Below are 23428 nucleotides of genomic sequence, written 5' to 3'. Positions count from 1 at the left end.
TGGCAGGAATTGTCGTCAACAATAAGCCTAGCTATACCTTTAGACTGATTGCTCTATCAATGATGGAATGAGTAAAGTTGTTGAAAGTTCACTTTTATTAGCAGAAATTATGGATATTAGCAGACGAGATGTATTTAAGTTAGCTTCTGCATCGGGTTTAGTTGCTGCGGGTCTTGCAGCTTCAAAGCCAATTATTAAACCTCTTTTGGCACAAGATGCACCAGCTAGTGAAGTAATTGAAGGGGAAATGCTTTATCGTCAGCTAGGACGTACTGGAGAAAAAGTATCTGTAATTGGTTTGGGCGGTCATCATATTGGCAGACCTAAAAATGAACAATTCGCGATCGAGCTTATTCAAACGGCAATCGATCGCGGTATTAATTTTATGGATAATTGTTGGGATTATCACGATGGCGGTAGCGAATTGAGAATGGGCAAAGCCTTGCAAAATGGTTATCGCGATCGCGTATTCCTGATGACTAAAATTGATGGTCGAACCAAAGAATCTGCTGCCAAACAAATCGATGAGTCCCTCCAACGCTTACGAACCGACCGCATCGATTTGTTACAACATCATGAAATTATTCGTTTAGAAGACCCCGACCGCGTCTTTGCACCAGGTGGGTCGATGGAAGCAGTACTAGAAGCTCAAAAAGCTGGCAAAGTTCGTTACATCGGCTTTACTGGTCATAAAGATCCCTTGGTTCACCTGAGAATGTTAGACATTGCTAAACAAAACAACTTCCGCTTTGATGCGGTGCAAATGCCTTTAAATGTAATGGACGCTCATTTTAGAAGTTTTGAACGTCAAGTTTTACCCGTTCTCGTCGAGAACGAAATCGGCGTATTAGGCATGAAAACAATGGGCGATCCTTATATTCTTAAGAGTAAAACTGTTACTCCGATTGAATGCCTTCATTACACGATGAATTTACCCACCTCAACCGTAATTACGGGCATTGAAAAAATGCCGATTTTAGACCAAGCATTTAAAGCAGTCAAGACTTTTCAACCCATGAGCGAAGAACAAGTCAATGCACTGCTCGATCGCACTCGCCAAGCAGCAGCAACAGGTCGGTATGAACTATTTAAAACGACTAGCAAATTTGACGGTACGGCTCAAAATCCTCAGTGGTTGGGATGAGAAAATTGAGCTACGTCAAGTAGACTTGCACAAATCAGAAATATCGGTTGAGAATGAGGTCAGAGGTCAGAGGTCAGAGGTCAAAGGTCAGAGGTCAAAAATTTAAAATTAGCAACTGTCGAAAAAGGCGCACTTTCGCATCTGCCGCTAAGACTGCCCCCTCTGGCAATCGAGTTGTTGAAAAAATATATTCATGCAAGAGGTCTAGTAAAATGAGTTGCAGTCCAGATTGTCCAACCATCAATGAGCCATAAAAACATAGTGCAGACGAACAAAATCAGGTACATCCAGGGTTGAGCTAGAGGACGAACATCAGCGGTATTAATACCCGTTTTCTCGGCAACTAAATTAACCATTTTATTAAATCCAGCAATCCGCATGGGCAGAAGATAGGCTTTTTCTGCTGAACTAGTGGTGAAATAATAAACTAACCCCCCTTGTCCTGTAGTCCGCATTTTTAAATTGTCAATTTCCTGCCAGGTCAATGACCAACCCTTACGAAAAAATCTGGGTACCCACTGAGGATAAGCAACTTTGATTTGCTCATCATCTAAAATTACTCTTTCACTAAGAGCAGCATAGACAGCGATCGCACCTATAAAAATACCAATCCATAGGACATTTGATGGAATAGGGGCATTAGTAAAGTCTGCTAAAAAAGGTAGGGGAACTGTCAAAGCGATATAAAGACACGAAAGAGTAATGCGAATAATAGGAGAAATTTTAAAAATGTGCATTTATATAATTACTGATTATCTGCGAGTAATTTAACATTTCTTAACTCTGATTGGAGTAATAATTGACTTCATGAATCAAAAATCACCAATTTGGATTTACGACACCACCTTAAGAGACGGTTCTCAAGGAGAGGGAATTTCTCTGTCCTTAGATGATAAGCTCAAAATTGCCCACAGGCTCGATCAAATGAGAGTTCCCTTTATTGAAGGGGGATGGCCGGGAGCAAATCCTAAAGATGTGCAGTTTTTTTGGCGATTAAAAGAAGAACCACTAAAAAACTCGCAGGTGGTGGCTTTTTGTTCTACTCGTCGTCCTAATTTGGATGCAGTAGAAGATAAGATGCTTCAGGCGATTTTAGCTGCGGGAACTTCTTGGGTAACTATTTTTGGTAAGTCATGGGATCTCCATGTCCAAGAAACTTTGAAAACTAGCCTTGAAGAAAATCTAGCTATGATCGCCGATACAATTGAGTATCTTCGTAGCCAAGGTAGAAAAGTAATATACGACGCTGAACACTGGTTTGATGGCTATAAGCATAACCCTGAATATGCTCTTAAAACTCTGAGAACAGCTTTGGAAACTGGGGCAAAATGGCTAGTTTTGTGCGATACTAACGGCGGCACTTTACCTCACGAAATTAGTCAAACTGTAACTGAGGTAATAGGCGCAATTCCCGAATTAAAGAACAGTGAAGTAGGGCAGCTTGGTATTCATACCCACAATGACTCAGGAACGGCGGTAGCCAATGCGATCGCTGCTGTCAGAGCAGGGGCAACGATGGTACAAGGAACTATCAACGGTTATGGTGAAAGATGCGGAAATGCTAATCTTTGCACTCTAATTCCCAATCTACAGCTAAAGTTAGGCTATCAGTGCTTGGGAGAGCAGCAGCTAGAACAGCTAAGTCCTAACAGTCGTTATATTAGCGAAATAGTCAATCTTGCTCCTGATGATTGTGCGCCGTTTGTCGGGCGATCGGCATTTGCTCATAAGGCGGGGGTTCATGTTTCAGCCGTTGAGAAAAATCCCTTAACTTACGAACATATTCAACCCGAATTAATTGGTAATCAAAGACGTATTGTTATTTCCGATCAATCAGGCTTAAGTAATGTTTTACATTATGCTGCTAAGTTTGGCATTAACCTGAGTAAACAAGACGTTACCTGCCGTCAAATTTTAGAGAAGCTAAAAACTTTAGAAAACCAGGGATATCAGTTTGAGGCTGCTGAGGCTAGTTTTGAATTACTAATGCGTTCGATACTTTATCCTCATAAACAGCTTTTTCAGCTAAAGGGTTTCCAAGTTCACTGCAATATTCATCAAGAAGATAACTTAGCCAGCAAAGCTTTAGCTACCATAAAAGTAGAAGTAGATAGTAAAAAATTATTAGAGGTGGCAGAAGGAAATGGTCCTGTGGCTGCTTTAGATAGTGCTTTACGCAAAGCATTAGTTAAGTTTTATCCTCAGATTGCCGACTGCTATTTAGCAGATTATAAAGTGCGTATTTTGGACGGTAATGCAGGCACAGCAGCTAAAACCCGTGTATTAGTAGAATCAAGTAATGGGGTAGAACGGTGGACAACTATCGGCGTGTCGGTAAATATTCTAGATGCTTCTTATCAGGCACTAGTCGAAGGTATAGAGTATGGTTTATTATTGCAGGCTGCCCAGAAAAATAAAGTAGGTATTACTAATTAAGCAAGGTAATTTAAAATATTTATGACGACTCTCCCTCCCACAACTAAAAGTAGACTAATAAAAATTGCCCAAGTTCCAGGCGTTTGGGAAGGCGATCGTCGTCCATTAGGAAATATGGCATTTCATTTAGACAACGATCAAAATGCCGATGAAGAGTGCGTAATTTGGGTAGATGGCTCTGAAGGAGCAGTTAGGGCAATGGATGTCGTTTCTGAAGAGACAGGTATTGAAGCGATCGCCAGAACCTTATTACGAGCCATTGAATCTCCTCATCATCCTGGACAACCCCATCGTCCCCAAAAAATTATCGTGCGCGATCGCGAACTTCAGTTTTTCTTGCGGGGTGTATTACAGGATTTAGAGATAAATATTGAATATTCTCCTCAGCTTCCCTTAATCGATCGGCTGTTTGAGGGATTTTCAGAGATGGATGATAGTCAACTATCTACTTTGCCAAAACTATACGAAGAACCGATTAAAGAGGTAGCTGACAAAATTTGGCAAAATTCTCCTTGGGAGTTACTAGCCGATAGCGATATTGTGCAGATTGAATTTAAAGATTGTGAAATCGAGCAGGTATATTTGTGCGTTATGGGCATGATGTCAGCAGAATATGGGGTATTGCTATATCGCTCTTTAGATTCTCTGAAAAATTTTCGCTCTGCTGCTTTAGGAGAAAACAAGTCAGCAGCCGAATTAGAACGGGCTTTCTTAGCTCAAGACTGCTGGTTTCTGAATTACGAAGAGGTAGAGTTAGAAGAAGAAGACTTATTAAACATCACTCAAATTGAACCTTTTTTTGGTAGCCTTCATCCTTTTGAGGGAATGCGTCCTTTCTTGGACGAGGAAGAAGCAAAAATAGTTTATATTGCTCTAGAATCTTTGTTGCGCTTTTGTAGAAACAATCGTCAAGCACTAGAGACAGAGCCAATTAAGGCGATATCAAAATCCTATCGCATATCTTTACCAGAATTTGCCAAGGACAAGAAAACCATCTCGACTACAGTTTCTACCTTGCCAGAACTAGCAGAAGAATTATTAAATCTGGGTACGAGCGATCGCGACCAAACCCAAGAAATAGATATTCCTATCCAAGAAGATTTAATCCCTGATGGTGCTTTGATTAGCCTTGCTAGTATTTCTGGGGAGCTAATTGAACAAGCAAAACATCAGTCAAAAACTTACTATCAATCTTTGGGAATTGTATCTAAAGGTAAAACATTGCCGACAATTTTTATTCAAACTACCCGTCCTAAAGCCAAAGAACTAATCACCAAAATTCACGCTGCTGGAGGCTTGAAAGCAGTTTGCTTCAATCCTGGTAACGATCCTTTTAGCGGAGAAATTTATGATTTGGGTATGTTACAAACAGGAAGTGATGAGCTATTTATATTTGCCGAATATTCTCATGATGTAGCGCAGCAGGTTAAAGCCCTAGAAAAATGGCATCAACGCTGCCAACAAACAAAAGGATACTGTAGTTTGGTAATTGCCATGGGAGTGACGGGAGTCAACCGTGGTAATCCTCAAGCAAAAGATATATTGGCTTTATTTGAATTGAAGTCCATTAAAGGTTCAGAATTGGGCATGGGAGTTTTACAATTGATGCCTAATTTTGAATTATAGTCTGTTTTTTAACCTTGATATATTTATTTATCAATAATGATATTTGAGTGCTAGCCATGTTGTCTGGATATTCTACATAACCTAAGCGATCGCTCAACTTTGGTATTGTGACTAAAAATAATCGATCTTAATCCGACCATTAAATAACCATACTATATTGACTTATTTACTATTATTCTCTTTGTACTTCCTTCAATTCTTCTAATAATTAGTTTTATCCTTAATTTTTACCTTTATCTACTATATAAACAGCTTAGTTTATGGCTTATTTTAATGAACATAACATGAAAAAATAGAATTAGTAAATCAGAGCTTGTAGGAGTAAAATATATTGCTTGCTGATTCTAAAATTTTAAATCTTCCGAAAGTAAGTTTGGAAACGAAAGAGTTATTACCAGAATATTCGGGGATATACTATGTTGTTGATGAAAAGCAAATAGTTTGGTACATAGGAAAAGCTAAGAATATATGTAAACGTTGGCAAGGTAAAGCCCATCATCGAATTTATCAGTTAAAACATCTAAAACATAAGTACTTTAATATTTATTACGAACAAATTAATTTCTCTGAACTAGATCGAAGAGAAAAACAACAAATAAAAAAATATAATCCACATCTCAACAATAGTCCTGTTAAAAGTAAAAAAGTTCGTCCTACAGAAACTTTACTGAGAGAAACAATTGCTACTATATCTGACTTCGCTTTCATCTTAGGAGTTGAACCACCTCGAAGAGAAATAAAGGATAGAATCGGCATAGCATGGCTGATACAAGAGCAAATATTAGATTTACCAATTATTCATATCTGTTTGGATTTAAATGCTTTTAAAACCACATTAAATCCTCAATCGGTCAACGAACATCAAGCATTAATCAAAAAAGCATTTAGTACTCGCAAAGCTTACGCAAGTAAATGGGAAGGTTTTCCTAAAGGCTATCCTTTTATGTTTCGTCTAAATGTCAATGGTCATGTTATCGAAGTGAATGATTTGAGTGTTTGGCTAGGAAAGGAAAATACTCAAAAATATAATGATACCAAAATTGCGAAAGAATCATTCAAAGTTGTAACTCCAGAATCACTTTTTACAATTCAAAATTGCAATTCAGAACAACAATCAAACAAAATAAGATTACAAAGAATTAAACCTTACACCTTAGATTTAATTCCTTTACTGTTTAATGAATCGGTAGATACTAAAGCTGTAAAACAAAAATTCTATAAATTTAGCGAAGATCATAAAACAGGAAAAAGAGGAGTAGGCAGTCGTTCTCGCCCAATCAAATCAAGACCAATTGATTCTGATTTCACTACAATTGATGAATTGCTAATAAGTAGAGGAATTGATAATAATAAATACGACAGAGGAAATATTATATATAATAAACAGAGGTATGAAAATCGTATAGGTCTATATCTTCGATGCTTTAATATTAGCACAAAAGCAATATATTTATTTCAACAAACCATTGATAATTAACTTTTTTTAGTCAAAATTCTATCTATGGAATGGTTAACGGTAAAATCATCAATACTTCATTTGACCAATTTGATACTATTTATTTATTAGCTGGAGTAGATAAAAAAGGTTGGTTATTAGTAGAAGAATATTTAAAAGGTTTTGCCAAAGCATCTACGGGCTTAAACAATGATGAAAGTGCTGTTGAAAAATTTTATGTATCGCCACGAAAATTTATTTCCCCAGCGAAAGTTAATATTAAACTGGAGAAAATGAAATATAGCGTTTGGATTCCCTTTGGAATGAGTGAGCAATATTCTACTTTTGAAGCTGCAAAACAAGAGATAACAAGGAGACTTAATGAAGCCGATTTACCAGGATTGAAATTGACGTTCATAAAGGAAAATATCACCAAATAAAAATAGGGGTAATTGAATTAAATACCCCTAGAATTAAACTGTTTAATTATTACTTAAACTTTTGCTTCTTCTTGAACTAACTTATCCCAACCCAATTCTTTCAAGTTAGTATTACGACGTAGGGGACGAGTTGCCAACTCAAGAATATCGCGGGCGTTAGTAAAGCCGTGAATTTGGGCAAAGGTAAATTCAACTGACCACTTTGTATTAATACCCCTGGCTTCTAGAGGGTTGGCGTGTGCCATACCAGTAATGACTAAATCTGGTTTGAGGTTGTAAATGCGTTGAATTTGGTTATAGTTATCAGGTTTTTCAACGATAGTAGGTAAAGGAACACCCATGTCATTACAGGTTTTTTCTAGTAATTCTAGTTCCGCTTTTTGGTAACGTTTGTCCATGTAGGGAATACCAATTTCAGGACAGGTCATACCGCAACGAATAAGAAAACGTGCTAAAGATACTTCTAACAGGTTGTCCCCCATAAAGAAGACAGACTTACCGCGAATTAACTTGATGTAGTCTTCTAGACCCTCCCAGATCTTAGCTTCTCTTTCATCTAATCCTTGAGGTTCAATGTTTAATACAGAACAAATCTTTTCAATCCATGCCCTTGTACCATCAGGACCAATAGGGAAAGGTGCGCCGATAAGCTTAGTTTTACGGCGACGCATCAGGGTAGTAGCAGTACGAGAAAGAAAAGGATTTACTCCTGCTACATAATATCCTTCTTCAATTACAGGTAGTTCGGTAAAGCGTTTGGAGGGTAGCCAACCAGATACTTTGACTCCTTGCTTTTTAAGTTCTAAAGTGAGGTTGGTTACAACAGGATCGGGTAATGAACCAAACAATACTAAAGGCTGATGGTCTTTATACTCAGATTCTTGCTGAGTGACATCCTCTTTTTTGCGCCCGAAGTTGAGTAGGCTAGAAACAGCATTGCGCTCTTTTTTCTCTTCTTCTAATTTAGGTGGTTTGGTAGGACACTTATGCGCCATGGAAGCAAGGACGGTATCTTCCCCTTGAGTAAAGGCATAGTCTAAACCATTAGCACGGGCGGTAACGATCGGAATTCCGATTTCCGCTTCCAATCTGGGTGCTAAACCTTCCAAATCCATTTTGATGATTTCGGTGGTGCAAGTACCAATCCAGACGATTACACTAGGATTGCGATCGCGTTTGATCTGCACACACAATCTTTTTAATTCTTCGTAATCGTTTAACTTAGCGGAAATATCTCCTTCTTCCAATTCCGCCATCGCATAGCGAGGTTCGGCAAAAATCATTACTCCCATAGCATTTTGCAGGAAGTAGCCACAGGTTTTTGTGCCTATGACAAGAAAGAAACTATCTTCAATCTTTTGGTATAGCCAAGCTACACAGCTAATCGGGCAAAAGGTATGATAATTCCCAGTTTCACATTCAAAATTTAATGCACTGGGTTGATCTTGGGCAACGGTCATGTTTTGGTTTCCTCTCTAACTTGGTCTAAATATTGTGAATCTAAATTTAATTGTTGATTTGTTGTTTTTTGCGATCGCTTTTTTAATTCCAATTCAGGGTCAAAATTTAGTCCCAAAGCTTCAACTAATTGTTCTGATTCGGTAGTCAAACCTCCCGCAAAGGACAATAAGCCCTGAATTGATGGCTCTAGGACACTAACAACGCCTAGAATGAAATAACATTCTGGACGACGAGGATCATAATCTCTATCAAGTTCCAAGCTTTTCAACTCTTTTTTGTCATATTCAACATCATCACTCCAGCCACTATCATTATCCATATAGTGCTGTAGCCAACTGCGGTTTGCTTGGTAGTAATTCAACCACTTTTCTTTTAATTCAGTTTTAAATTTTTCTGGTTGTGCAAGAATGTCTGACATGATTTTTCTAGTCCAAATAAATTTGTTGATAAATCTATTTTTCCCAGAATTGACTTTGAAGTTGAAAACTGGCTTAATTTATTATTAATCCTTATTAGAGACACAACAAATTGCATCTCTAAGTTAAATTGCGATCGCTAATTATCCATTGTTCATTGATAATTGTTCATTGATCATTGATTTAAACCATCATCATGTCTAATTCTTCCTCTTTGTCTGCTTTAGCTGCGGGAGGATTTAGGTAGTAGTCAGACAACAAGGAGAATACATCTCTATCTTGTGCTTCGTTGGGGACAACTCCTTCTGGTGCAGCCAAAAGCTGATCGGCAATGTTGAGATAGTAGTCACACACATAAGCTAGGGAAGGATCGCTTTCTGCCATTTCAAACAAGGTTTTACCCTTAACACGAGATACGCGAATGTCTTCAATTAAAGGAAGAATCTCCAACACAGGCATAGGTACGCTTTCAATATACTTATCAATCAAATCCCGCTTGGAAGTTCGATTACCAATCAAACCTGCCAGACGCAATGAATGCGTACGAGCTTTTTCTCTAACGGAGGCTGCAATGCGGTTAGCTGCAAACAAGGCATCAAAACCATTATCAGTCACAATCATGCAGTAGTCAGCATAGTTAAGCGGTGCAGCAAAGCCACCACATACGACGTCACCTAAGACATCAAACAAAATAACGTCATACTCATCAAAAGCATTTAATTCCTTAAGTAGCTTGACGGTTTCGCCAACTACATAGCCACCACAACCAGCACCCGCAGGAGGTCCACCCGCTTCTACACAGCTTACTCCGCCATAACCTTCATAGATTACGTCTTCAGGCCAAATGTCTTCATAGTGAAAGTCTTTTTCTTGAAGGGTATCAATAATAGTAGGAATGAGAAATCCTGTCAGGGTAAATGTGCTGTCGTGTTTAGGATCGCAGCCAATTTGTAATACTTTTTTGCCTCTCTTTGCCAAGGCTGCGGAAATGTTGCAGCTAGTTGTAGATTTACCGATTCCGCCTTTGCCGTAAACTGCTAATCTTATCTGACCCACGTTTGTTTCTCCTTGCTTTTTAATATAAGAGTTTATTTAAGCTCGATCGCCCTTGGCGTAATTTTTGTATCTGGTTTTACGTCCATGTCTGCATTATGAGCTAATTGAACCAGAAAATAAAGGCTGTTTCTCTTTGAAAACTGGCTTTGTAAAGGGTATTTAAGATTATATACCTGTATGTTCGTTTTTAATAAGTTCAATCTTTATTAGAAACCTAATAAAAACTAAAAAGCATATTTTGTGATCTTATTTATAATAAATAAAGACAAAAGACAAAAAAGCCAATTATTAAATAAAAAGCTAGATTATTGGCAAACTCCCTAACTAAAGCAGCTTTAAAATAAGAATTAGCTCAAAGCCTTGATAAATATAGCCTATAGTCTTCAATAAGCTGTTGAGTATAGAGCAGTTATAGCGATCGCAATACTAGTAATCTCGGTAAATACCCACTAATTTCTGGTTGATTAAAGATCGAGATTTTTTTTAAGTAACGAAGAGTTAATTTTTTAGCAATTAGGCATTAAATATCAACATATATAAAGTTTGCTAAAAATTAGGGTCGAAAACTATTGGCAAAGATAGCAGCCTGAGTGCGATCGCGTAAATCTAAAGAGCGTAAAATACTATTAACATGGTTTTTTACAGTACGCTCTGTAATGTACAATTTAACCGCAATTTCTTTGTTACTATGTCCTGTAGCAATTAGTTGCAGTACTTCTTTTTCTCTGGTGGTTAAGAGGGCAAATTCTGCGGGGATATTGGCAATAGCATCAGGTTTTTGTTGAATAGAAGAGTTATTCATTGCTTTAGCCAACAACCCTGGTCCCATTTGACTATAGCCTTTATTGAGCAAACGAATTGCCTGAGCTAATTCTGCTGAAGGAGTATCCTTGAGTAAATAGCCTTGCGCGCCATAGGCTATTGCTTGAGTAACATATTCATCGTCATCAAAAGTAGTTAAGACTAAAATCTTAATTTCTGGTGCTTGTTCTTGAAGAATACGAATTGCTGCTACTCCGTCCATAATTGGCATTCGGATATCCATTAATACTACATCAGGTTGAAGAGAAAGCGATCGCTCTATTGCTATTTGACCATTTTCTGCTTCACCGACAACTTCCAAATCAGGATGAGTCTGCAAAAGGCTGGATAACCCTTCACGCACAATACTTTGATCGTCTACCAACAACACGCGAATCATAATTTTAATGAATTATTAATAATTAAGCTTAGACAAGGGAATTTCCACATCGATTAGACATCCTTGACCGTATTTACTTATAATCGCAATTTTTCCTGGTAACGCTGCGGTACGCTCTTTCATTCCTTGTAAACCAAAGCCAGTAGTATTATCGCTTGGATTAAAGCCACAGCCATTATCTTGTATGGAGAGCAAAATCTTCTCAGCCGTTTCTTTTAAGGATAAGTGTACTTTGGTTGCTTGACTATGTTTGCTAATGTTAGTTAGTGCTTCTTGAACAATACGGTACAAGGCGGTATTAACCTCAGTGGGTAATGTAGAAATCAAATCAATTTCTGAAGCGATCGCGATATTGGTATTAGACTGAAACTCTAGGATTAATTTTTCTATGGTTGTCAAGAGCGATCGCTCTTTGATTGGGTCATTTCTTAAAGTCGCTATAGAAGCACGAATATTAGCCAAAGCATCTTTGCCTAACTGTCTGGCTTTTGCCAAATGACTAGCGGCTTTGAGCGGATCTTGAGTTAAAAACACCGCTGTATTTTCCAACTGAATACTTTGAGCGGTTAAATAATGACCAACTGAATCGTGGATTTCTCTGGCAATGCGATTTCTTTCTTGTAAGGTTGCCTGATTTTCGATTTGTAGCGCATATTCTCTTAAACGACGGTTGGCTTGAACTAACTTAGCTCTACTCTCATACTCTGCCAATAGCGCACCAACTAATAAAAGTACAAATGCTAAGACAAAAGCGAATAACAATGCCGAATTAAAAACCAAGCCAAACATTACTCGCCGTAATTCATCTGGTGGTAAACGTCTGAGAATAGGAGGTAATGGTCTACCCAAACTCATGCCCCACAGACTAATTCTCATCAAAGACATTATTTGTACGGTTAAAAACGAAATATAAGCAAAGATCGCAACACAAACTCTGCCACTCCAAGAAAATAATAAACAGGCGCGAATTGCCACTATTAAAAGTAAAACTGGTAAAATTCTCTCTCCGCTGATTGCCAACAAAGTTATTAACCAACAGAGAACAAACCCACACATAATATGAACTTGTTTTAATAGTTGAGAGTTGCGTGGCAATTTCCAACCCATTAAGCCCAAAATGGCGATACAGAAAATTCCCAAAAAACTAAACCAAGTTGGCTGAAGTCCCGAAAGATGCCGAGGATGAGGATGAGAAATTAATCCACTAAATGAAGTTATTAAGGCAATTCCCAACAAGATCCATTCTAGATAGAGCAGTAATCGAAAAGGGTGTTTATGTTTGAAGTTAGCCATTGATTACCAGGATGATTTTTCAATTTATCTACTTAGTATGAGTTATGGCAATAGTCCTAAAGTACCAAAAAGATTTAGGAGTTTAGATCGAGGTGGTTTAATACTTGGTTTCTTAGGATTGTAATAACTAAATAATTCTCGCTATTTGAGGAGATTTCAATTGATGAACCAGAAAACTTTTTCCGCAATAACAGCAGCTTTATTAATTTTACCTCTGGGTACTTATGCAGCGACTTTAAACCAAGACAATAACGCTCAAGAATCAATGACAACTATGGGAAAAATAGCACAAAATCACGACCAACGAGGAAAAAGAGGCGATCGCGGTGAAAGAATGAACAAACTGCTCGAACAGCTAGATCTCAGTACAGAACAAAAGCAAAGAATCGAAGCAATACAAAACCAGTCTAAAACTGACAAAGAGGCTTTGCGGGAGCAAATGCAGTCACAACGCCAATCCATGCGATCGCTATTAGCCAGTGATGCTAGTACCGAACAATTACGACAACAACACCAAAAAACTGAAAAACTCCATCAGCAAGCAGATAATAATCGCTTTGAGACTATGCTGCGGACAAGGGAAATATTAACCAGCGAACAAAGAGCAAAAATGGCTACATTGATGGAACAACATAAAGGCAAAAGATCTGCTCGCTAACAGACCTTTCTGATAACATCAAATTAAATAGTTCTTACTACAAATATCTCGTAAAGGCGAACAGCCGTTCGCCCTTACAAACGAATATGATCATGAATCGCTCTTTTCGCAAATATCTCTGGCTGGCGATCGCCTTAATGCTGACTATTTTAGCGGTCATATTGCCTACCTATTTAGTTTCATCATTGTCAATACCTTCTACGCTTGCTGGTGTCCAGGCTGCAAAGTGGGGCAATAATGTCACCATAAGTTACATAGATAAGTCTTTTAGGTTTGTCTCGAATGGTATTCCTAACCATAAGCGCGAAGCAGAATATATCGTGCCTAATGCTGGCATGATACTTCCCGATCCGAGTACCGCTCAAGTGGTTTCCGATCCGACGATTGCCCAGAATTATGATTTCACTATTCCACTGCAACCTGTGAAGAGTGATAAGCCCACCCGCACTAATTTGGGAGCGATTGGAGTGATGATCTCTGGTGCGGCGATGTTCAATCCATATGAAGGCGATAACCAGACTGTTGCCCTACGCGACAACTTTACGATGAAGTCTGCCAATGGTCAGGATGTAGCTTTCCTCGATAGTTGTAATGGTCATCCCACGCCGATGGGAGACTATCATTACCACGGTTTGCCCAAATGTATTACTCGTACAGTGGATGCAGAGGGGGAGGCTTCACATATTATTGGTGTGGCATTTGATGGCTTCCCTATTTATGGCGATCGCGCCTTAGACGGCAGCAAGATTACAGTAGATCAGCTTGATGCCTGTAACGGCATAACTAGCGCAACCCCTGAATTTCCGCAGGGCATTTATCACTACGTGTTACCAGATATCAAGGATGTCAATTCATCGATTGGCTGCTTTACGGGAAAAGTGAGTATAGAGATGTCTGATTTTATTAAGCAGCATCGAATGCCACCAAGGCGCGATCTAAAGAGGTCATCCTCCGACACTCACCCCACCACCCCATGAATCTTTATAATCAGCTAGGACAGTTGGGCAGTAATCAGCAAATTGTAGGGTGGGCATGATCTAAAATGACGTTCGGTTTGTTTGGTATTGCTTTGTCATGCCCACCATTCCCTAATTAGTAATCAGTTAGCCTTTCAAGCTAAATTTTGTCCGAACTATTGTGTTATATATTTGAGGGAAATCTATGATGGTTGTTTAAATTTATCATTGGAAGCTTAAAAGCCATGTTACTTAACATATTCTTTATTTCCCTGATGGGTTTTATTGCCCTATATATCCTCAGAGGAATCGGTTTTATTACCTTCCTACCAGGAGGAGTGATTATGATATTGTTACTGACTGCGATTATATCTGGCTTGATATGGGGTATTGCAAAAACTAGAAGATATTGAAAAAGCTCTAAGCAGTATTTGATAAACTATTTTCATAGTCTAATTTGACAATATTAAAAGAATAATTTGAAGGTAATAGTTATTGGTGGTGGTGCAGCAGGTTTTTTTGGTGCGATCGCCTGTGCTGAAGCCAATCCCCAACTTAAAGTAACTTTATTAGAAGCTGGACAAAAGCCTTTAGCTAAAGTTCGCATATCTGGTGGTGGCAGATGTAATGTAACTCATAACTGTTTCGATCCTGTTCGTTTGGTTGAGCATTATCCTAGAGGCGGAAAAGCTTTACGGGGTGCATTTACCCGTTTTCAACCCAAAGATACGGTGCAGTGGTATGAGTCACGCGGGGTAAAGTTAAAAACCGAAGCCGACGGCAGAATGTTTCCTGTTACTGATGATTCACAAACAATTATTAATTGCCTGATGCAAGCAGCAGATAAGGCAAATGTGAAGTTGTTAACTGGAACTGGGGTAAAGACAGTTAAGCAGTTTCATGACGAAGAAAACAAAAGTTATTTTCAGGTTGAATTAAAAAACGGCAAAGAATTAAAATGCGATCGCCTGCTAATCGCTACAGGTAGTAATCCTTTAGGATATCGTTGGGCAAAAAACTTAGGACACAAAATTGAGTCGGCAGTCCCATCATTATTTACCTTGAATGTTAGAGATCCTCGTTTGCAAGGTCTAGCGGGAGTCAGCGTTAGCAATGCTCAAGTTAAGCTGGGTACAGGCAAGCATAAAATAGAACAAGCAGGGGCGTTATTGATTACCCATTGGGGCGTAAGTGGCCCTGCTATCCTCAAATTATCCGCTTGGAGTGCCAGATTTTTATACGATCTTAAATATGATTCTGGCTTACAAATTAATTGGCTGCCTGAATATAACCAAGAAACTTTAAAGCAGAAGTTAATCACAGTAAAAGAAACTAATCCTAAGAAAAAAATAGTTAATTACTGTCCTGTAGAATTGCCCAAACGCCTTTGGCAAAGCTTTGTTAGCTATATAGAAATTAAACCCGACAAAATTTGGTCAGAGATTAGTAAAAAAGAATTAAATAAACTAGTGTTGGAGATAGTGCAAGGACAGTATGAGGTTAAGGGTAAAGGAGTATTCAAAGAAGAATTTGTTACCTGTGGTGGAGTAAGTCTTAAAGAAGTAAATTTTAAGACTATGGAAAGCAAAAAATGTCCTGGGCTATATTTTGCAGGAGAAGTATTAGATATTGATGGCGTGACAGGAGGGTTTAATTTTCAAAGTGCCTGGACGACTTCTTGGTTAGCAGGTCAAGCGATCGCAACTATTTAATTCACTCTATAATATTTTAATCTTCTTGCTTGCCTAAGAGCGATCGCCTAAATAAAAACTGCTATAAATAAAAAGAGGTCGCGCGCGAGGAGAAATACCGACTACAGCAATACGTACTTGCATCAAGACACTTATAACTTATTACTCCCTGCGGGGGGTACCCCTTGGCTACTTACGAGCAGTCATAGATTACTCCGCCACGTCCCGCATGAAGCTGTTCCTAAACGGAACAGCACGGGGACTTCTAAACGGACGAAGCCTTCTTGCGTATGGAGCCTCGCCCTCAGCAATAGCTTCAACGGAGGGAATCCCCGCAACGGCTTCTCGCGCTGCTGTGACCGTTGGTCAATTCTTCTGTCCTAACCGATCAACGTACTGCGATACAATATCATCCATAATCAAAACTGGTTAAGGAGTGGTCTGTGGTTGCCAAGTTTATTTCTCAATTTTGCTTATTTTTAGGTTTAACAATTGCTGTTACTGCCTGTGGCAATCGCCCCAATTCATCTAGCACTCAGCAAAGCAGCACCCTCAAATTACTTTACTGGCAAGCGCCCACTATTCTCAATCCCCATCTCTCCACAGGGTTTAAAGACGCAGAAGCTAGTCGTATTACCCTTGAGCCTCTAGCCAGTTTTGATAATAAGGGCAACTTAATTCCTTTTTTAGCTGCTGAGATACCTAGTACTGAGAATGGTGGAGTGGCTGCTGATGGCAAGTCTGTTACCTGGAAACTTAAACAAAATGTCAAATGGTCTGATGGTCAACCTTTTACCGCTCAGGATGTAGTTTTTACCTATCAATTTCTTAGTAACCCCAAGGTGGGGGCAGTCACTTCTGGTACTTATGATGTGGTAAAAAGCGTTGAAGCAGTTGACGACTATACGGTTAAAGTAAACTTCAAGCAAGTGAATCCCGCTTGGTCACTAGCTTTTGTTGGTGGAGAAGGAATGATCTTACCTAAACATATTTATCAAGCTTACAATGGTGCAAACGCTAGGGAAGCACCAGCCAATCTTAAGCCTGTTGGGACAGGTGCTTATCGCGTTGTAGACTTTAGACCAGGGGATATGGTGATTTATGAACCTAATCCTGAATTTCGACAGGTAGATCGGCTAGGCTTCAAGAAAATTGAGCTTAAAGGTGGTGGTGATGCCACATCCGCAGCTAGGGCTGTACTGCAAACAGGTGATGCAGATTTTGCCTATAATCTCCAGGTTGAAGCCCCCATACTAAAAGAACTTGAAGCAGCAGGACAAGGGGCAGTAGTCTCCAACTATGGCGCGCTGATGGAACGAATTATTATTAACCACAGCGATCCTAATAAAGTAGCCCCATCGGGAGAACGTTCAAGCATCAAGTTTCCCCATCCTTTTTTAAGCGATCGCAAAGTCCGTCAAGCTTTAAACTTAGCAATAGACAGGGATATTATTGCCGAACAGCTATATGGCGTTACGGGTAAAGCCACTCCTAACTTTTTAGTCGCCCCACCAGAATATGTTTCAGCCAATACCAGCTATGAATATAATCCAGAAAAAGCGAAAAAACTATTAGACCAAGCAGGCTGGAAAGACACCAACGGTAACGGCATCCGCGATAAAAATGGTGCTGAGATGCAGATGGTGTTCCAAACTTCCGTCAATCCTCTACGGCAAAAAACACAAACGGTAGTCAAGCAAGGTTTACAGTCTATCGGCGTAGGAGTCGAACTAAAAAGCATTGACCCTGGCGTTTATTTTTCCAGCGATCCTAGTAATAACGACACGGTAGAACATTTTTATGCTGATTTACAGATGTTTACTACGGGCAATACCAGTCCCGATCCTGGTGCCTATATGAATTTTATGACCTGTAAACAAATTCCTCAAAAAGCTAACAATTGGTCAGGAGACAACAATTCTCGCTACTGTAATCCTGAATACGATCAACTGTGGCAAGAAGCCAGTCAGGAGTTAGATCCTCAAAAGCGTACTCAATTATTTATTGCCATGAATGATCTGTTGATTAAAGATGCAGCAGTTATTCCCTTAGTTCATCGGGCTGATGTTGCTGCCTTTAGTAATAGTCTGACTGGCTATCATTTGACTGCCTGGGATATGCGAACTTGGGACATTATGAACTGGAAACGTCAAGAACAGTAATCAATTTTTGGAGTACGGCGATCGCAAACTACACTAGTTCTTCTAAATGAGGTGGTAAATCTATCTCTACAAATCTTTCTATAGGAACTGTAGGAAGTCCACTAAGTTCTTTCAAATCTCGAATTTTTCTTGTTAATATTTGAAGCAAAGTACCATTTTTTCCCAACTCAAAAATATCTTCTTTGTCCAACACAATAATATGTTTGCCAGTTTTTGCCTGAAATAAAGCTTGGCGCAGTCTACAATCGCTAATTTTTCTTTGTCTGGAGGAAGAATTTCTATCTGGAAAACCTGTTGCTCCTTTGAGTGTGAAAAATATTCCTAAACCTGCACCAGTAATATTTTCGTGCATGATGCTACAAAGTCTTGCAAAGTCTTTATCAGGCAATTTACTATTTTTGGCTTTCGCTTCTATGATTATATCTCTCTGAGAAATATCCATGTATAAATGTTTGCAAACTGGATGCCAATTTACATCATCTCCACTAACAATTAAATCGTATTGAGAACTAGCAGATTGAAAACTTTTAAAGCTTGTAATTCCTTTGAAACTATTGAAAACTAAGTAAACAATTTGCTCTAAGATTTTGCCTCGCTCCTGCAATTGACTACTTTTTGGGCTTTCAATTTTTAAGAGTTGGTTAAACTTATTTAAGTAATTATGGATTCTAGGATCTGCAATATATAAATATGAAGCTAGTTTTTCTAATGCAGAACTGTTACTATCCAAAAGTTCTGAGGCTTTAATAATTGTATTGACTAACTCTTCTTGACTCGGCACTGCACCTAACTAAATAAATTCTATTCTGTCTTGAGCTATTGCCATAACGTCAAAATCCAGTTCATCATAGCTGTCAACTGTCTCTCCGCAATGGGGACACTTCCATGGCAGATTAGGAAATCCCTCTCCATAAGATATTGCCCCCGCTGGCACTTCAGGTTCACAGGCGTGATAGATTAACAGCTTATTTTTAGATAAACCATGTGCCTCAAGAATCGCAATAATTGCTAAAGCTTCTGGGAGATTTATTCCTAGTCTAACTGCAAGTTGGTGTGGCATAGCAGTTACACCTGGCTTACTAAAATGCCGACTCAAATCAGCTTTTTGTCTGCCAGATAAAAAATGCAACTGTTTTTTGTAATCAAAACTCAATATTTTCATTACTATAGGACTCAAGTTCCCCTAGTAAAAATTTTAGTGCGCCTGTGCTGCCACCACAATCGCATTTTAGGTGTTGGAGAGAATCTTGAGTAGAAGAATTAGGTTTAAGCCCGAAATAACAATGGGCTTTAATTAATCTATTGTATCTTGACTTTTTATTCAAGTCCTCTTTTTCTAAACTAAATTCATAAGATTTTGTACCCCATTCTTTTATCAAAGTTCTAAGTGCAGCAACTTCTGCCAATGATTTATTCAAATCATCTGTAATTCCTACTGACTCTAAAATAGACTCAGCAAGCTTACCAGATAACGCTTTAAGCCCTTTAACGTTAATTTCTTTGACTTCAGAACTATGGGCATTCAAAGCTACTCCTGAAGACTCTGCCCGAATTCTTATGTGATGCCATTGGTACTGACTATTTCTAATGTATTTATCCCACATATCATGCAAAATAAGTGTGTAGATCTGGTTCAATCCATTTAGATTGGCAAAATAGTGCAATTTCCTGAAAATAGCTAGGAATAAATTTCCAGCAACCAAATGCAACCTGTCTTTCTACTCTCTCATCTGTTGCAGGAATTAGTGTAAACCCGTTCCAAGATAAAGCGATACAGTCAGAGTCTATCTTTGCAATTACAGTCCATCTAATATTATTGCCATGGTAATCAGTAATTCAAAGTGTTCTAATACAGTATTTACTTTGATCCTGATTATCTTCTATTGATCCGTACCATCCATCATCACCAAACTCATTAAGCAACAATTGAGCTTCTCGTTGTTTGGGTATAACTTTTACTTGTCCTAATTTAAAGCTCAACCATTGTCTCGAACGTTTTACATAGGGCAATAAAATTTGCTCAGAAGACAACTTACCTTCTTCAAAAGCTATCGCAATATCTTGAGCTAGTTCAAATTTTTTTCTTTTACTTGAACCTGAAGGCATTATTTGACGCAGAGTATCAAGGGTAAATTCGGGACTATCTAAAAAATGTATAAGAAATTCTTTACCTTTAGAAAAATTATTATCGATAAATGCCCTGCTACCCATAAAGATATATTTATTTAATTGAACAGTGTAAAGTTATGAAATTAGAAAATAATGATATTAAAGATATTTTCACAACTAGAATTAAAAACAGAAAATTTTCAAGACTTTTTCGTAGTTAGTCTCAAATTTCCATATTCATAATAATCTTTTTTCTTGTTAATAAACTATGCAGCGTTATTTTAAAATTCTACGCTTGTTTTGGAGTACGGCGATCGCCACAGAGCTAGAATATCGCCTTAATTTCCTTATTGCCACTATAACCAGCATTGCCAATTTAGTTGGCAGTTTATTTGGACTATTCTTGTTTTATCGTACTGGCTATACTTTTGAAGGCTGGAGTTGGTCAGAAGCGACTATTGTTTTGGGTCTGTTTACTCTCTTGCAAGGATTTTCTGCTACTTTTTTAGTGCCAAATCTCAATAGCATTGTCAAACAAGTCGAACAAGGAACATTAGATTTTGTCTTGCTCAAGCCCATTAGCAGTCAATTTTGGCTATCTACCAAAACTATCTCTCCTTGGGGTTTACCCGATCTGTTTTTTGGCACAATTTTAATTGTCTATGCAGGGAACAAACTAGGCTTGACTTGGCATGACTACTTGGCTAGTTTGATTCCTCTTAGCTTTGGCATTGTCATTCTCTATAGCCTGTGGTTTATTTTGGGTGCAACCAGCATTTGGTTTGTCAAAGTCTATAACGTCACAGAAGTTTTGCGAGGATTACTAGAAGCGGGACGCTATCCGATAGTAGCTTATCCTGCCGTTTATCGCTTCTTTTTTACTTTTGTAGTTCCTGTAGCATTTTTAACTACTATTCCTGCTCAAACAATGTTAAATCGGAGTGAAATAATCTGGACTTTTGGCGCAGTTATTTTGGCTCTTATCTTGTTTAGTTTCTCAATCTTTTTTTGGCGGTTTGCCCTCCGTTTTTATACCAGTGCCTCAAGTTAGCTTAAAGTTAATCAGATGTAGGGTGGGCATCATCAGAAACTAACATCAACGACTATTTAGATAATGCCCAGCAACTAGGTTAATTAGTTCCATCTTGGTCGGCTCTAGATAATCATTAAAGCGGCAAACGCTGAAGATTTTTGTTACTGCCAATAACAACCATTACTAATCCTTCTTTTAACACTTGTGAAGGATTAGGATTGGTTATAAACTTTTCTCCATTGCCGATTGCCAATACATTTAAACCAAAACGTTTGCGCAAATCTAGCTGAGATAAAGTTTGATTGTGAAACTCTCTTGGCACTAGCACTTCTACAATGCTATTTTCTATGTCCAGTTCAAAACGGTCTAGAAAAGCAGGTTGAGTCAGGTTACTAGCTAAGGCGCAACCTGCTTCGTATTCAGGAAAGACAACTCGATCTGCCCCTACTCGTCGCAGAACTTTACCATGAATTTCTGAGGAGGCTTTAGAGACTACTTGCTCAACTCCAGCTTCTTTAACATTGAGAGTGGTTATAATGCTTTCCTGAAGATAATTGCCAATAGCCACAATTACCGTATCCATTTCAAAAATACCAGCCTCTTTTAGAGATTCAGGCTCGGTAGAATCTAATTGAATAGCATGGGAGGCAATTCTTTGAGTTAAAGCTTGATTAACTAGTCTCTCGTCAATATCTGTTCCCAAAACTTCATATCCCATTTTGTGTAGAGAAGCACAGACTGCTCTACCGAAACGTCCTAGACCAATTACAGCAAACTGCCGATTTTTAGTATTGGAGTTAGCTAAAAAATTGAGAGATTTCAATCTTACTTCTTAACCTAGATATACTAACTACTAGTATTTTAATCTATCGGAGATTAGTTATCTTTTATTTTTTATTTATTCAATCCTAATATAAATTAACCGACCAGCAAATTTTCCTCTGGATAGTTAAGACTGCTGGGGCTAGGGTCGCCAATAATTGCCGCTATTAAAATTAAAATACTGACTCTGCCAATATACATAGATAATACTAAAATTATTTTGGAAGCAACTGAAACACTAGATGTAATACCTGTAGATAAACCAACTGTTGCAAAAGCAGAAATAACCTCAAATAAAATACGTAGAAAATCCAATTCAGGATCAAAAGAAGAAATTGAGATGGTCATTAGAATAATTGACGTTGCGGTACCGAATACTACTGCAACTGCCTTTAAAATAAGAGTACTGGGAACTTCCCTTTGATAGAGAACCACTTCATCTTTTCCTCGTAAGACTGATTTGGTGGCGTTGTATAAAATTCTAAAGGTTGTGGTTTTGATGCCTCCTCCTGTACCACTAGGGCTAGCACCAATGAACATAAAGCCCATGGTAATAAATAAACCCGCCGTGGTCATACTGCCTACATCAATACTATTAAAGCCTGCTGTTCTAGTAGTCACCGACTGAAACCAAGCAGCCAAAAGCTTATCTTTGAAGCTAAAAGGTGCTAAGATTTCTGGGTTGTTTAACTCGGTCAATAAAAAAGCGATCGTACCTAATATTAACAACAAAATAGTCGTGCCGACTACAACTTTAAAGTTGAGGGAAAAGCAAAATCTTTCTTGCTTGTTTTTAATTTTATTGGTTAACCAAAGATACATTTCAATAATTACCTGATAGCCAATGCCACCAAAAATAATCAAACCAGGAATAATTAAATTAACTGCCCCAGAGGAATGATAGCCAACCAAGCTATCAGAGAAAAGACTAAAACCTGCGTTATTCCAGGCACTGATACTATGAAAAATAGAATACCATAAACCTTTTGACCAACCGTGTTCAGGAACAAAAACTAGCAGTAATAAAAATATGCCGCTAATTTCACAAATCATAGTAGTAGCAATAATTGAGCGCATTAAATTACTGCTACTACCCTGCAAAAAAGGACGATCAAAAGATTCTTGGATAGCAAATTTTTGTCTTAGGTCAAACTTTCTGCCTAAAAGCAGCAGTAAAAAAGTAGTCATGGTCATATAGCCCAAACCACCAACTTGAGCTAACAATAGAATTGTTAACTGTCCCCAAAAGGAAAAATAAGTGCCTGTATCTACCACCGCCAAGCCTGTAACACAAACGGCAGAAGTAGAAGTAAATAAAGCCACAATAAAACTGTTCCAAGTTCCCGTAACGGTAGCGAAGGGCATCATCAACAGAAGAGTTCCAATCGCAATTAGAGCAAGAAACCCTAGACAAATTGTACGAGCAATAGTCATAAGTCTGATTTACTTGAAGAAAAACTATCTCTACTGGAGCATACCCTAATTAGGG

The 23428-nt window shown here is 38.4% G+C and carries 22 protein-coding genes; 10 read left to right on the top strand and 12 right to left on the bottom strand.

Annotated elements, in window-relative coordinates; genetic code table 11:
- The first annotated feature begins 109 nt into the window (after positions 1-109).
- A complete protein-coding gene (locus tag SLP02_RS22775) occupies positions 110-1144 on the top strand; it encodes an aldo/keto reductase (protein WP_413467419.1) in 1035 nt (344 codons plus the stop codon).
- A gap of 191 nt (positions 1145-1335) precedes the next feature.
- Here SLP02_RS22775 and SLP02_RS22770 read toward each other — a convergent pair whose 3' ends face one another.
- Positions 1336-1881, bottom strand: coding sequence for a hypothetical protein (locus SLP02_RS22770; protein ID WP_319423010.1), 546 nt, complete (start codon positions 1879-1881; stop codon positions 1336-1338).
- A gap of 70 nt (positions 1882-1951) precedes the next feature.
- On the opposite strand from SLP02_RS22770, the gene cimA reads away from it, so the two are divergent.
- The 4 genes from cimA to SLP02_RS22750 all read left to right on the top strand — a co-directional run bounded on the left by cimA (position 1952) and on the right by SLP02_RS22750 (position 7081).
- On the top strand, positions 1952-3580 hold the full coding sequence (cimA, locus tag SLP02_RS22765) for a citramalate synthase (protein WP_319423009.1): 1629 nt from the start codon (positions 1952-1954) through the stop codon (positions 3578-3580).
- Between the two features lie 21 nt (positions 3581-3601).
- Positions 3602-5206 carry a DUF6930 domain-containing protein gene (locus SLP02_RS22760; RefSeq protein ID WP_319423008.1) on the top strand — a complete coding sequence of 535 codons (1605 nt, stop codon included), beginning with the start codon at positions 3602-3604 and terminating at the stop codon, positions 5204-5206.
- A 331-nt stretch (positions 5207-5537) separates the two neighbouring features.
- Complete coding sequence (locus SLP02_RS22755) at positions 5538-6683, top strand: GIY-YIG nuclease family protein (protein WP_319423007.1); 1146 nt, start codon at positions 5538-5540, stop codon at positions 6681-6683.
- Between the two features lie 29 nt (positions 6684-6712).
- Positions 6713-7081, top strand: coding sequence for a hypothetical protein (locus SLP02_RS22750; RefSeq protein WP_319423006.1), 369 nt, complete (start codon positions 6713-6715; stop codon positions 7079-7081).
- A gap of 53 nt (positions 7082-7134) precedes the next feature.
- On the opposite strand, the gene SLP02_RS22745 is transcribed toward SLP02_RS22750, so the two are convergent.
- The 5 genes from SLP02_RS22745 to SLP02_RS22725 form a co-directional block, all read right to left on the bottom strand.
- A complete protein-coding gene (locus tag SLP02_RS22745; RefSeq protein WP_319423005.1) occupies positions 7135-8541 on the bottom strand; it encodes a ferredoxin:protochlorophyllide reductase (ATP-dependent) subunit N in 1407 nt (468 codons plus the stop codon).
- Complete coding sequence (locus SLP02_RS22740) at positions 8538-8960, bottom strand: DUF5331 domain-containing protein (protein WP_319423004.1); 423 nt, start codon at positions 8958-8960, stop codon at positions 8538-8540. The genes SLP02_RS22745 and SLP02_RS22740 overlap by 4 nt, the downstream gene beginning before the upstream one ends.
- Positions 8961-9141: 181 nt before the next feature.
- On the bottom strand, positions 9142-10014 hold the full coding sequence (gene bchL, locus SLP02_RS22735) for a ferredoxin:protochlorophyllide reductase (ATP-dependent) iron-sulfur ATP-binding protein (RefSeq protein WP_413467277.1): 873 nt from the start codon (positions 10012-10014) through the stop codon (positions 9142-9144).
- 553 nt (positions 10015-10567) lie between these two features.
- Positions 10568-11215 (bottom strand): response regulator transcription factor, encoded by a 648-nt coding sequence (locus SLP02_RS22730; RefSeq protein WP_319423003.1) that lies wholly within the window; start codon positions 11213-11215, stop codon positions 10568-10570.
- A 15-nt stretch (positions 11216-11230) separates the two neighbouring features.
- Positions 11231-12508 carry a sensor histidine kinase gene (locus SLP02_RS22725; RefSeq protein ID WP_319423002.1) on the bottom strand — a complete coding sequence of 426 codons (1278 nt, stop codon included), beginning with the start codon at positions 12506-12508 and terminating at the stop codon, positions 11231-11233.
- A gap of 163 nt (positions 12509-12671) precedes the next feature.
- On the opposite strand from SLP02_RS22725, the gene SLP02_RS22720 reads away from it, so the two are divergent.
- From SLP02_RS22720 to SLP02_RS22705, 4 genes are all read left to right on the top strand, one after another.
- Positions 12672-13166 (top strand): Spy/CpxP family protein refolding chaperone, encoded by a 495-nt coding sequence (locus tag SLP02_RS22720; protein WP_319423001.1) that lies wholly within the window; start codon positions 12672-12674, stop codon positions 13164-13166.
- 92 nt (positions 13167-13258) lie between these two features.
- A complete protein-coding gene (locus tag SLP02_RS22715) occupies positions 13259-14143 on the top strand; it encodes a YHYH protein (RefSeq protein WP_319423000.1) in 885 nt (294 codons plus the stop codon).
- Positions 14144-14601: 458 nt separating this feature from the next.
- Complete coding sequence (locus SLP02_RS22710) at positions 14602-15834, top strand: BaiN/RdsA family NAD(P)/FAD-dependent oxidoreductase (protein ID WP_319422999.1); 1233 nt, start codon at positions 14602-14604, stop codon at positions 15832-15834.
- Positions 15835-16304: 470 nt separating this feature from the next.
- Positions 16305-17975, top strand: a complete 1671-nt coding sequence (locus SLP02_RS22705) for a peptide ABC transporter substrate-binding protein (protein ID WP_413467418.1) — start codon at positions 16305-16307, stop codon at positions 17973-17975.
- Positions 17976-18003: 28 nt separating this feature from the next.
- On the opposite strand, the gene SLP02_RS22700 is transcribed toward SLP02_RS22705, so the two are convergent.
- The 4 genes from SLP02_RS22700 to SLP02_RS22685 form a co-directional block, all read right to left on the bottom strand.
- Positions 18004-18756: a hypothetical protein gene (locus SLP02_RS22700; protein WP_319422997.1), complete on the bottom strand. Its 753-nt coding sequence runs from the start codon at positions 18754-18756 to the stop codon at positions 18004-18006.
- Positions 18757-18765: 9 nt separating this feature from the next.
- Positions 18766-19137, bottom strand: coding sequence for a hypothetical protein (locus SLP02_RS22695; protein WP_319422996.1), 372 nt, complete (start codon positions 19135-19137; stop codon positions 18766-18768).
- The gene (locus tag SLP02_RS22690; protein ID WP_319422995.1) at positions 19118-19678 is read right to left on the bottom strand and encodes a hypothetical protein; all 561 of its coding nucleotides are present in this window, start codon (positions 19676-19678) and stop codon (positions 19118-19120) included. The genes SLP02_RS22695 and SLP02_RS22690 overlap by 20 nt, the downstream gene beginning before the upstream one ends.
- Positions 19679-19811: 133 nt before the next feature.
- Complete coding sequence (locus SLP02_RS22685) at positions 19812-20186, bottom strand: hypothetical protein (RefSeq protein WP_319422994.1); 375 nt, start codon at positions 20184-20186, stop codon at positions 19812-19814.
- Between the two features lie 166 nt (positions 20187-20352).
- Here SLP02_RS22685 and SLP02_RS22680 point away from each other — a divergent pair, with 166 nt between their 5' ends.
- Positions 20353-21135, top strand: a complete 783-nt coding sequence (locus tag SLP02_RS22680; RefSeq protein WP_319422993.1) for an ABC transporter permease — start codon at positions 20353-20355, stop codon at positions 21133-21135.
- A 115-nt stretch (positions 21136-21250) separates the two neighbouring features.
- Here the strand turns inward: SLP02_RS22680 and SLP02_RS22675 are convergent, their stop codons facing one another.
- Positions 21251-21940, bottom strand: a complete 690-nt coding sequence (locus SLP02_RS22675; protein WP_319422992.1) for a potassium channel family protein — start codon at positions 21938-21940, stop codon at positions 21251-21253.
- A 95-nt stretch (positions 21941-22035) separates the two neighbouring features.
- Positions 22036-23373: a TrkH family potassium uptake protein gene (locus tag SLP02_RS22670; protein ID WP_319422991.1), complete on the bottom strand. Its 1338-nt coding sequence runs from the start codon at positions 23371-23373 to the stop codon at positions 22036-22038.
- Positions 23374-23428: the final 55 nt, after the last annotated feature.

This window comes from Pleurocapsa sp. FMAR1 (assembly GCF_963665995.1).
GTDB lineage: Bacteria > Cyanobacteriota > Cyanobacteriia > Cyanobacteriales > Xenococcaceae > Waterburya.
Note: the sequence above shows the minus strand (reverse complement) of the source record. Positions and strands in the feature narration are given on the sequence as shown.

What these genes read in the sequence shown, in the direction of transcription:
- SLP02_RS22775 (WP_413467419.1), top strand. Translation starts at nt 110, where the DNA reads ATGGATATTAGCAGACGAGATGTATTTAAGTTAGCTTCTGCATCGGGT.
- SLP02_RS22770 (WP_319423010.1), bottom strand. Translation starts at nt 1,881, where the DNA reads ATGCACATTTTTAAAATTTCTCCTATTATTCGCATTACTCTTTCGTGT.
- cimA (WP_319423009.1), top strand. Translation starts at nt 1,952, where the DNA reads ATGAATCAAAAATCACCAATTTGGATTTACGACACCACCTTAAGAGAC.
- SLP02_RS22760 (WP_319423008.1), top strand. Translation starts at nt 3,602, where the DNA reads ATGACGACTCTCCCTCCCACAACTAAAAGTAGACTAATAAAAATTGCC.
- SLP02_RS22750 (WP_319423006.1), top strand. Translation starts at nt 6,713, where the DNA reads ATGGTTAACGGTAAAATCATCAATACTTCATTTGACCAATTTGATACT.
- SLP02_RS22745 (WP_319423005.1), bottom strand. Translation starts at nt 8,541, where the DNA reads ATGACCGTTGCCCAAGATCAACCCAGTGCATTAAATTTTGAATGTGAA.
- SLP02_RS22740 (WP_319423004.1), bottom strand. Translation starts at nt 8,960, where the DNA reads ATGTCAGACATTCTTGCACAACCAGAAAAATTTAAAACTGAATTAAAA.
- SLP02_RS22730 (WP_319423003.1), bottom strand. Translation starts at nt 11,215, where the DNA reads ATGATTCGCGTGTTGTTGGTAGACGATCAAAGTATTGTGCGTGAAGGG.
- SLP02_RS22725 (WP_319423002.1), bottom strand. Translation starts at nt 12,508, where the DNA reads ATGGCTAACTTCAAACATAAACACCCTTTTCGATTACTGCTCTATCTA.
- SLP02_RS22720 (WP_319423001.1), top strand. Translation starts at nt 12,672, where the DNA reads ATGAACCAGAAAACTTTTTCCGCAATAACAGCAGCTTTATTAATTTTA.
- SLP02_RS22715 (WP_319423000.1), top strand. Translation starts at nt 13,259, where the DNA reads ATGAATCGCTCTTTTCGCAAATATCTCTGGCTGGCGATCGCCTTAATG.
- SLP02_RS22695 (WP_319422996.1), bottom strand. Translation starts at nt 19,137, where the DNA reads ATGAAAATATTGAGTTTTGATTACAAAAAACAGTTGCATTTTTTATCT.
- SLP02_RS22685 (WP_319422994.1), bottom strand. Translation starts at nt 20,186, where the DNA reads ATGGGTAGCAGGGCATTTATCGATAATAATTTTTCTAAAGGTAAAGAA.
- SLP02_RS22680 (WP_319422993.1), top strand. Translation starts at nt 20,353, where the DNA reads ATGCAGCGTTATTTTAAAATTCTACGCTTGTTTTGGAGTACGGCGATC.
- SLP02_RS22670 (WP_319422991.1), bottom strand. Translation starts at nt 23,373, where the DNA reads ATGACTATTGCTCGTACAATTTGTCTAGGGTTTCTTGCTCTAATTGCG.